This is a genomic window from Streptomyces sp. NPDC037054, from assembly GCF_055606745.1.
This window is the reverse complement of sequence record NZ_JBVJSJ010000003.1, coordinates 601,350-610,926: the sequence shown is the minus strand read 5'-3', so window position 1 is coordinate 610,926 and position 9,577 is coordinate 601,350. Positions and strand designations below refer to the sequence as shown.

9 protein-coding genes and 2 pseudogenes are annotated in these 9,577 nt (G+C 72.1%); 6 read left to right on the top strand and 5 right to left on the bottom strand.

Features of this window, described 5'->3' with window-relative positions:
* Window positions 1-391: 391 nt before the first annotated feature.
* Entirely contained in the window at window positions 392-1,324 is a 933-nt protein-coding gene (locus ACZ7D7_RS10955; RefSeq protein WP_470823686.1) for a universal stress protein, read from the bottom strand.
* A gap of 255 nt (window positions 1,325-1,579) precedes the next feature.
* On the opposite strand from ACZ7D7_RS10955, the gene ppdK reads away from it, so the two are divergent.
* From ppdK to ACZ7D7_RS10935, 4 genes and pseudogenes are all read left to right on the top strand, one after another.
* Window positions 1,580-4,276, top strand: coding sequence for a pyruvate, phosphate dikinase (ppdK, locus tag ACZ7D7_RS10950; protein WP_470823685.1), 2,697 nt, complete (start codon window positions 1,580-1,582; stop codon window positions 4,274-4,276).
* Between the two features lie 144 nt (window positions 4,277-4,420).
* On the top strand, window positions 4,421-4,804 hold the full coding sequence (locus ACZ7D7_RS10945; RefSeq protein WP_470823684.1) for a hypothetical protein: 384 nt from the start codon (window positions 4,421-4,423) through the stop codon (window positions 4,802-4,804).
* A gap of 78 nt (window positions 4,805-4,882) precedes the next feature.
* Window positions 4,883-5,515: a CBS domain-containing protein gene (locus tag ACZ7D7_RS10940; protein ID WP_470823683.1), complete on the top strand. Its 633-nt coding sequence runs from the start codon at window positions 4,883-4,885 to the stop codon at window positions 5,513-5,515.
* A gap of 34 nt (window positions 5,516-5,549) precedes the next feature.
* Window positions 5,550-6,217: pseudogene (locus tag ACZ7D7_RS10935) on the top strand (iron-containing alcohol dehydrogenase); the annotation flags it as partial.
* 49 nt (window positions 6,218-6,266) lie between these two features.
* Here ACZ7D7_RS10935 and ACZ7D7_RS10930 read toward each other — a convergent pair.
* Window positions 6,267-6,671 (bottom strand): universal stress protein, encoded by a 405-nt coding sequence (locus ACZ7D7_RS10930; RefSeq protein WP_470823682.1) that lies wholly within the window; start codon window positions 6,669-6,671, stop codon window positions 6,267-6,269.
* Between the two features lie 20 nt (window positions 6,672-6,691).
* On the bottom strand, window positions 6,692-6,982 hold the full coding sequence (locus tag ACZ7D7_RS10925) for a universal stress protein (RefSeq protein ID WP_470823681.1): 291 nt from the start codon (window positions 6,980-6,982) through the stop codon (window positions 6,692-6,694).
* Between the two features lie 234 nt (window positions 6,983-7,216).
* On the opposite strand from ACZ7D7_RS10925, the gene ACZ7D7_RS10920 reads away from it, so the two are divergent.
* Window positions 7,217-7,585 (top strand): STAS domain-containing protein, encoded by a 369-nt coding sequence (locus tag ACZ7D7_RS10920; RefSeq protein WP_470823680.1) that lies wholly within the window; start codon window positions 7,217-7,219, stop codon window positions 7,583-7,585.
* A gap of 50 nt (window positions 7,586-7,635) precedes the next feature.
* Here the strand turns inward: ACZ7D7_RS10920 and ACZ7D7_RS10915 are convergent, their stop codons facing one another.
* Window positions 7,636-8,265 carry a universal stress protein gene (locus tag ACZ7D7_RS10915; RefSeq protein WP_470823679.1) on the bottom strand — a complete coding sequence of 210 codons (630 nt, stop codon included), beginning with the start codon at window positions 8,263-8,265 and terminating at the stop codon, window positions 7,636-7,638.
* Between the two features lie 67 nt (window positions 8,266-8,332).
* A pseudogene (locus tag ACZ7D7_RS10910) lies at window positions 8,333-8,554 on the bottom strand (universal stress protein); the annotation flags it as partial.
* Window positions 8,555-8,783: 229 nt separating this feature from the next.
* Here ACZ7D7_RS10910 and ACZ7D7_RS10905 point away from each other — a divergent pair.
* Complete coding sequence (locus ACZ7D7_RS10905) at window positions 8,784-9,524, top strand: CBS domain-containing protein (protein ID WP_470823678.1); 741 nt, start codon at window positions 8,784-8,786, stop codon at window positions 9,522-9,524.
* The last annotated feature ends 53 nt before the right edge of the window (window positions 9,525-9,577 follow it).

The window sequence follows — 9,577 nt, the reverse complement described above, 5'->3', positions numbered from 1 at the left end:
GTGCGGTCCGTGGGCCCGGCCAGGAAGGCCGGACCGCCCTCGTAGGGCGTGTAGTTGGCCTGGATGAAGTCGCGCACGTCGATGCGCTCACGCCACCTGGTCCCGGCGTACTGCCGCCAGGCGTCGGCGGTCCGGGGGCCGGCTGTCACGGTCACGGTCATCACAGGTCCTCTCCCTGGGCGGGCTTTCTCACTGTTCTTCTCGTTGTCGATGCTCGTCGTCCGCAGTGGCGGGGGGCAGTGCCTGACAGGGCACCGCAGCGGTCCCGTCCGGCCCGGGCCGACCGGGACGTTCGGCCCACCCACAGGCACTGCTGCGCGTCGATCAGGGCACGGACCAGCAGAGCCGATGAGGCCCTGGGTCCGGGCCAGCAGGTCGACCGCAGGTGAGTTCAGACGTGCGGGACCACGACGACGGGGCAGGCGGCGTGGTGCAGGACGGCGTGGGTCACCGGACCGGTGTGGGCACCGAGCCGACCCCCGCTCGTGCGGCGCCCCACCACGAGCAACCCGGCGTCCCGCGCGGCGTGCACCAGGACGGTGGCGGCCCGGCCCGCGGTCACCGTCTCGGTCACGGGGACGGTCGGATACTTCTCGCACCAGGGGCGCAGTGCCGCCACCACCGCGTGCTCCCCGGCCGCGAGCGCTTCCGGCCCGGCCACCGGGACCGACGGGACGGCCGGCGGTGTGACCAACGACGGATCGGAGGCGGGTCGCGGCGGCGTCCGGAACGCGTGGACGACACGCAGGGCGGTGCCGCGCCGCCGGGCGGCGTCGAAGGCGAACTCGATCAGTTCGTCACACGGGTGCTGGACGTCCAGACCCAGGACGACCGCGCGGTACGGCGTCTCGGGGATCTCCTCCGGTGCGACACCGTCCGCGGCCGGCAGATGCTCGTCGGCTGCGGTCAGCCCCGGCCTCACCAGCACCACGGGCCGCGTCGAACGGGCCACCACGCGCTGGGACACGGACCCCATGACGAACCCGCTCACCCTGCCCATACCGAGTGATCCGAGGACCAGCAGCTCGGCCTCCGCGGCGGCGGCGACCAGGGCGGCGACCGGCGCGTCGCACACGAGGCGGTCGACGATCCGCAGCCGGGGGTGGGCCGCGCGGACGCTGTCGACGGCATCCCGGAGTGTCTGCTCGGCCCAGTCGTGCTCGGTACGGTCCATGGGCACGTACGGTGCGGGACGGGGGTGGCGGCGCCAGGCGTGCACGACAGCCAGCCCGGTGCCCCGGCGCGAGGCCTCGTGAGCCGCCCAGTGCGCGGCCGCCAGGCTCGCGGGTGATCCGTCGACTCCCACTACGACGTTGCAGAACATCGCGCGTCCCTCCCGGAGCCCGGACCCTCCGGTTCTCCTGACGGCTTCGAGCCTCCTCGCGCCGGAAGCGAATACCCAGGGCCGCGCAGCCCTGTGCGCGGGCCCCTTCGGCCCCATCGAATAGCGGGCGCGGTTCCAGCGGCCCGGGACGGGGCCCATCGGCCCCTGGCCCGGGCCTGACGGCACCTCCCGCCGGCACGCTCGCCGTTCGACGCTGGAACTCGACAGGTCCCCACAGCTGAGGAGCACAGCGTCATGGCCCGTTACGTGTACGACTTCGCACAGGGCGGCCGTGACATGGCCGGCCTGCTCGGCGGCAAGGGTTCCAACCTGGCCGAGATGACCCGGCTCGGACTGCCCGTCCCTCCCGGGTTCGTCATCACCACCGAGGCCTGCCGGGCCTTCCTCGCCACCGGCGGCGAGCCCGAGGGCATGTGGCAGGAGGTCTCCGAGCACCTGTCGACCGTCGAGACGGCCGCGGGCCGGCTGCTGGGTCAGCGGGACGATCCGCTGCTGCTGTCCGTCCGTTCCGGGGCGCGTTTCTCCATGCCCGGCATGATGGAGACGATCCTCGACATCGGCCTGAACGACGACTCCGTGCTGGGCCTGGCCAAGGTTTCGGGCAGTGAACGCTTCGCCTGGGACTCCTACCGCCGGCTGATCCAGATGTTCGGCAGTACGGTCATGGGCGTCGACCCAGCCCTGTTCGAGCGGTCCATCGCCTTGCTCAAGGACCTGCGCGGCGCCCCGGACGACGTGCACCTGGACGCCGCCGACCTCGCCCAGCTGGTCGAGACGTACAAGAACATCATCCATCTGGAGACCGGCGAACACTTCCCGCAGTCCCCCGCCGAGCAGCTGCGCCGGGCGGTCCTGGCCGTCTTCCAGTCCTGGAACGGCGAGCGGACGCGCCTGTACCGGCGGCGTGAGCACATCCCCGACGACCTGGGCACCGCCGTCACCGTGCAGTGCATGGTCTTCGGCAACCTCGGCCCCGACTCGGGCAGCGGCGTCGCCTTCACCCGCGACCCGGCCACCGGACGCCCCGGCCTGTACGGCGACTACCTGCCCAACGCGCAGGGCGAGGACGTCGTCGCCGGCATCCGCAACACCGTGCCCCTGGCCGAGCTGGAACGCCTGGACCCGCATTCGTACGCCCGGCTGTGCGAGCACATGCGGACCCTTGAGCGGCACTACCGGGACCTGTGCGACATCGAGTTCACGATCGAGCGCGGCGAGTTGTGGATGCTGCAGACACGGGTCGGCAAACGCACCGCCGAGGCAGCCTTCGCCATCGCCGCCGAACTGGCCGACGAGGGACTCATCACTCCGGACGAGAGCCTCGCCCGGGTGAGCGGCGAGGAACTGGCCCGGTTGATGTTCCCGCGCTTCGACACCTCCGCGATCGGGGACCCGCTCGCCCACGGCCTCCCGGCCTCACCCGGTGCCGCGGTCGGCGCGGCGGTCTTCGACTCCGCCGAAGCGGTACGGCGTGCCGCGGCCGGCGAGAAGGTGGTCCTCGTCCGCCAGGAGACGACCCCCGACGACCTGCCCGGCATGATCGCCGCCCAGGCGGTGCTCACCAGCCGGGGCGGCAAGACCAGTCACGCTGCCGTGGTGGCGCGCGGCATGGGCAAGGTGTGCGTGTGCGGTGCCGAGGAACTCTCCGTCTACATCGAGGCCCGGCGCTTCACCGCCCCCGACGGCACCGTGGTCGAGGAAGGCACGGTGATCTCCGTGGACGGTTCCGCCGGCGCCGTCTACCCGGGGCCGGTGCCGCTGGTGGACTCGGCGGTCATGCGGTTCCTGGAGTCGGGTGCCGGCGACGAGGGATCGGCCAGGGCCGTCGACGCGGTGGCCCGCGCGCTGGCCCGGGCCGACACCGTGCGGCGGCTGGAGGTGCGGGCCAACGCCGACACCCCCGAGGACGCCGCCCGCGCGCGCCGGTTCGGTGCGCAGGGCATCGGTCTTTGCCGCACCGAGCACATGTTCCTCGGCGAGCGGCGCAAGCTGGTCGAGGAGATGATCCTGGCCGGCACGGACGGCGCGCGCGACCGCGCCCTGGCGGCACTCCTGCCGCTCCAGCGGGAGGACTTCAGCGGCATCCTGGAAGCGATGGACGGCCTGCCGGTCACCATCCGCCTGCTGGACCCGCCGCTGCATGAGTTCCTGCCCGACCGCACGGAGCTCGCGGTGCGGATCGCCGCCGCCGAGGCGCGCGGCGACCTGCCGGCCGCGCACGACGTCGAACTGCTGAGCGCGGTGAACCGGATGCACGAGGAGAATCCCATGCTCGGGCTGCGGGGCGTGCGCCTCGGCCTGGTCGTTTCCGGTCTGGTCGCCATGCAGGTGAGGGCCATCGGAGAGGCCGTCGCGGAACGCACACGGGCCGGCGGCAGCCCCCGGGCGGAGATCATGGTTCCGCTCGTCGGGGACGTCCGCGAACTGCGGATCGTCCGCGAGGAGGTGGAGCGGGTACTGGGCGAGGTCTCCGCAGCGTCCGGCGTCCCCGTCAGCTGCCCCGTCGGGACCATGATCGAGCTGCCCCGGGCGGCGCTGACGGCGGACCGGATCGCCGCGGAGGCCGAGTTCTTCTCCTTCGGTACCAACGACCTCACCCAGACGACCTGGGGCTTCTCCCGCGACGACGTCGAGGCGGAGTTCTTCTCCGCCTACCTCGACAAGGGCGTCTTCCCCGTCTCCCCGTTCGAGACGCTCGACCGGGACGGCGTGGGCCGCCTGGTAGAGATCGCCGTCGCCGAGGGCCGCGCCACCCGGCCGGACCTGAAGATCGGCGTGTGCGGCGAGCACGGCGGCGACCCCGAGTCGGTGCACTTCTTCCACGCCGCCGGACTGGACTACGTCTCCTGCTCGCCGTTCCGCGTCCCGGTCGCCCGCCTGGAGGCCGGACGCGCCGCGCTGGAAGAGACCGACGTGAGTGACAGCCGGTGACGCCCCGGGACCGGCGACAGCCAGTGGCCGGGACCCATGGCCCCGTCTCCCGAGGCCGGCCGGCCCTGGGACCGGGGCGGCGCACGCAGCAGTCTTGAGACGCGCCAGAAACGATCACCAGGAACTACCACGAGGAGTGCGCACATGACTGCCAAGGAGATCGGCCACGAGGGCGGCCCCGCTTCCGTACGCGTGCGGACCGAGGGCGACGTGGACGAGGAGTCGCTCGCCTACCTCCGGGAGAAGGTCGGCGCCGTGCTGGGCCGTCCCGGGCTTCCGCCCGTCAGCGGCGAGGTGCGTGTCACCAGGGAGGCGGCCCACCACGTCGACCTTCCCTGGTCCGCCGGCGCCGAGATCCAGGTGGGCGGCGACCTCGTCGTCGTGCACGCGCGTGAGGCGAGCGCACGGGAGCTCGCCGACCGGCTGCAGGACCGGTTGCGCAGCCGCACGGAACGCGCCGCGCACCGCCGGGACGCGGCCCACAGGACCGCCACGCCACCGCCGTGGCGCGGTGGTCAGCAGCGCTAGGAGCGCCGGGCGGCGTGGTGCGGAGGGGATCGGCCGATCCCCTCCCGTCCGCCCCGCGCTGGTGAAGGAGGAACCACCGTGACATCCCACACCGTCGGTGAAGTGATGACCGGCGACGTCGTCCAGGCGTGTCGGACGACGCCGTTCAAGGAGGTCGTCCGGCTGCTGGACCACCACCGGATCAGCGGGCTGCCCGTCGTCGACGACGACGACAAAGTGCTCGGCGTGGTCTCCGGGACCGACCTGGTGCGCGCCCAGGCGAACCGGGCGGGCCGGGACCCGGCCCGTGCCGTCACGGCGCACGACCTGATGTCGGCACCGGCGATCACCGTGCATCCGGAGCAGTCCGTCCCGGACGCGGCACGGCTGATGGAGCGCCGCGGCGTCGAGCGGTTGCCCGTGGTGGACGAGGAGGACCGCCTCATCGGCATCGCCACGCGCCGCGACCTGCTCCGGGTCTTCCTGCGCACGGACGACGACATCCGGCGCCAGGTGACCGAGGAGGTCCTCGTCGGCGGCCTGGGGCTGCCACCCGACGCGGTCCGCGTCCGCGTCCGGGACGGCGTCGTCACTCTCGACGGCCACGTGGAACTGCGCAGTCAGGTCCCGGAGGCCGTCCACTCGGTGTGGCGGCTCGAAGGCGTCGTAGGAGTGGTCAACGGATTGACGTTCCTGGACGACGACTGCTCCATACCCAGTGCGCCCGGGTGACCGGACCCCGGTGACGGACGTGTCGCCCGGCGGCGTGCCGGCTGTGCTGCGGGCCGAGGACGAGCGGCAGGGCTTCGACCTGGCCGCCGACATGGTGGCCTTCCGCGGTCAGGGCCACAGCGCCGTCATCCACACCGAGGACCCGGCCCTCGCCGAGGCGTACGGCCGGCGGATGAAGACCGTACGGGTCATCGTCAACGCCCCGTCCTCGCAGGGAGCCATCGGCGGTATCCACGACGGACTGCTGCCGTCGCTCACGCTGGGCTGCGGATCCTGGGGCAGCACCTCGGTCTCCAACAACGTCTCCGCGGCCCAACTGCTGAACGTCAAGCGGGTCGGCACACGCCGCAACAACCTCCAGTGGTTCAAAGTCCCGCCGAAGATCTACTTCGAGCCCCAGGCCGTCCGCTACCTGACGTCGATGCCGGACGTGCACCGCGTCACCGCGGTCACCCACGCGACGATTACCCGGCTGGGCTTCGTCGACCGTGTGACGCGGGTGCCGAGCGTCGCCGTGAGCCGGTGACCGTGCAGGTCATCGACAACGTCGAACCGGAGCCGAGCATCGACTCGGTGTGGCGCGGGGCCGCCCTGATGCGGGACTTCCGCCCCGACACGATCATCGCGCTCGGCGGCGGCTCCCCCATGGACGCGGCAAAGGTCATGTGGCTGCAGTGCGGACAGCAGGCCGCCGGCAGGGAAGATGCGTCGACCAGGCGGGATGCCGCCTGGCCGACCACGGTCTGCTCGGTCACGGGCACGTCCGGGAACTTGTCCTGCCACGGACGCAGCAGATCGGCCAGCGGCTGACGAGGAAGCATGGTCCTCCCCTCGGCAGGTTCGTCCACGCCCGGAAGGCCCGCCGCGGAGGTGTTCTCGACCGCCGGATCCAGCTGTGGACGACCCGGAGGCCGGCACCGCGGCGTGCAGCGGCCTCGAAGGCGCACACGAGGACGGAGTCATCTGGCTGGTCCAAGTCCACGCCGACCACCACGGCCCGGACCGACGTACCGGGGTCAGCACCCGCCGCGTCCAGGGTGGCGTCGGCACGGACCAGCACGACCGGCCGCTCGGCCCGGGCCACCACGGACCGGCCGACGGAACCGAGCAGGAATCCGGCGGCCCGGCCCAGGCCCCGCGACCCGAGTACCAGCATCCCGGAATCCGCCGCGGCGGTCAGCAGAGCCGTCGCGGGTTCCCGGGCGACCCGTCGGCCGCGATCCGCAGCCCCGGGTGACGACGGGTCAGCGACGCCTCCGTGTCCGCAAGGAGGCGCGCTGACCCATGCGGGTGCTGCGGCACGGCGGCCTCCGCCACCGTCGCGTACGGCTGGGGAGACTGCTCCCAGGCGTGTACGAGACGCAGTGGAGCCCCGCGCATCAGCGCTTCGCGGGCGGCCCAGCCGGCCGCCGTGACGCTCTCGGGGCGGCCGTCGAGACCGACGAGGACGGGAGACATGGGGGACATGACAGTGGTACTCCTTGGGGTACCCCACTCTGGTGATCCACGACCCGCGAGACGAGGGCCCAAGGTCCCGACGACGGCGCCGACCCGGCCGCCGTGCAGACGGCCGGCCCGCTCGCCCGGTCCCTTGTGGGCCGGATGGCCCTGCTCCTGCACGTCCAAGGGGCCGCCCGGCCCTTCCGCCCGATGCGGCGTCCGGTCTTTGCTCTACCCATGGCGCATACGCACACAGGCACCATGCCGAGCCACACGGAACGCACCGTCGGCGACACGACCGTTCTCGAGCTGCACGGCGAGATCGACATACTCACCGAACCCGCGCTGTCCGCGCGGCTCGACGCTCTGACCGCCGCTCCAGGCGCCGACCTGGTGGTGGACCTGCGTCCAGTGTCCTTCATCGACTGCGCCGGGCTGCGCGTGCTGTGCCGGGCACGCAACCGGGTCGGAGCCGGGCAGGGCCGACTGCGGCTGGTCACTGAGAGTGCCGGCTTCCGGCGCATCCTGCGGCACACGAACCTGACGGACGCCTTCGAGCTGCACGCGCGGCTTACAGACGCTCTGCGGTGCGCGGGTCCTGCGATGAGCAGCACATCAGCCGGCTCGTGACGCGCGTGCCCGCGGGCACCTGCTGGGCGGGGCACGTGCCGAACGTGTCGTCAGTCGTGCGGCACCAGCGCAACAGGCCGGGCGACGTGATGGATCAGGGCATGGGCGACCGGGCCTGTGTGCGAGCCGACCGCGGCACGCCTCCTGCGGCGGCCCACCACCAGCAGGCCCGCTCCGCCCGCCGCGCGGACGAGGACCCGGGCCGGGTCGTGCAGGTTCTCCTTGACGAGCACGGCGGGGAACTTCTGCCGCCACGGTTGTACGAGGACGACCGGGCGTTCGGCGTGCGCCACGGTGGCCATGGCCACCGAACCGGCGACGAACCCGACGACGCTGCTGAGCCCCTGGCTGCCGATGACCAGCAGTTCGGCATTCTCCGCCTCGTCCAGCAACGCGGGGCCGGGCTGCCTGCGCACCTGTCCGGCGGCGACGTGCAGCTGCGGATACCGTTCGCTGATCTGGTCGACCGCGCCGCGCAGCACCCGGCGTGCCTGGCACTGCGGCGCGCGCAGCTCCGGGAGACTCGCCTCGGTGTCGTTCTCGGGCAGGCCCTCCCAGGCGTGCACGAGCCGGAGCGGCAGTCCTCGGCGCAGGGCTTCCCCGGCCGCCCAATGGGCCGCGGCGAGACTCTCCTGGGAGCCGTCCAGACCGGCCACGACTGGCCTCGACGTGACCGTCACCGTCCTGTCTCACCCTTGTGTTCTTGTCACATCCGGCTCATCGGCCCACCTGTACGGGCGGACTCGTTCAGACGTGCGGTACGACGGCCACGGGGCAGCCGACGTGATGGATCACGGCGTGGGTGACGGGGCCGGTACGCGGGACGGTCGGTCGCTCGGTGAGCCGGTGACCGACGACCAGGAGTCCGGCTCCGGTCGCCGCTCTCAGGAGGGCGTTGGAGGCCTTGTCCTCCACTACCGTCCCAAGGACCTCGACGTCCGGGTACTTGTCGCGCCGCTCGTGCAGTACGGGGACGTTGGGCCCGTGCCGTGTTCTCTGCCGCAGGATGATCGCGTAACCCGGCGCAAGGGAACGGGCGCTGAGCGGGCGCACTGCGAGGGCCGATCGGCCCTCCACCGTGCCCACTCAGTCCCTGTGCTCCTTGGACCGCACACCGGAGGCTGAACTCGAAGGCTCCGGATGGAGCGTGCGTGCTGAGCGGCATACAGGACTTGTCTCCTGTTCGAGGAGGATCACTATGAAGGCCACCAGGATCGGCGCCGTCATGGTCCGTGACGTCGTCACGGCCGACCGCGGCACTCCGTTCAAGGAAGTGGTGCGCCGGCTCGGGGACCACCGGATCAGCGGCCTCCCGGTGATCGACGAGGACGACAAGGTCATCGGCGTGGTCTCCGAGACGGACCTCATGCTCCACCAGGCCCGGACATCCGTACCGGACGGCACCTTGAGCGCCTGGGCTAGCCGCCTGCGGAAACTGAGCCGCGGCGTGCGCCGGAACGCGGCCAAGAGCCGGGCACGGACGGCCGGCGGGGTCATGTCGACACCCGCCGTCACCGTGCGGGCCGACGCCACCGTCACCGAGGCCGCCCGGCTCATGGCCGAGCGCGGCATCGAGCGGCTGCCCGTCGTGGACGAGGAGGACCGGCTCGCCGGCATCGTCACCCGACGCGATCTGCTCCAGGTCTTCCTGCGCACCGACGAGGAGATCGAGCGTGATGTGCGGCAGGAGGTCTTGGTCAACACGCTGTGGCTTGCCCCACAGATCATCGAGATCACCGTCGAGGACGGCGTGGTCACGCTGACCGGTCAGCTGGAGCGGCGCAGCGACATCCTCGTCGCGCTCGGCATGACCAGCCGTTTGGACGGCGTCGTCGCCGTCGTCGACCACCTGTCGTACCGAATCGACGACTCGCACCTGCGTCCGGCCGAACAGGCCGCCCTGCACGGTGTGGCCGACGACTGGATTCGCCGGCTCTGAGCAGGTCCTCCCGTCCCGGTATGGGAGCGACTACCTGATCCGTGGACTCGGAG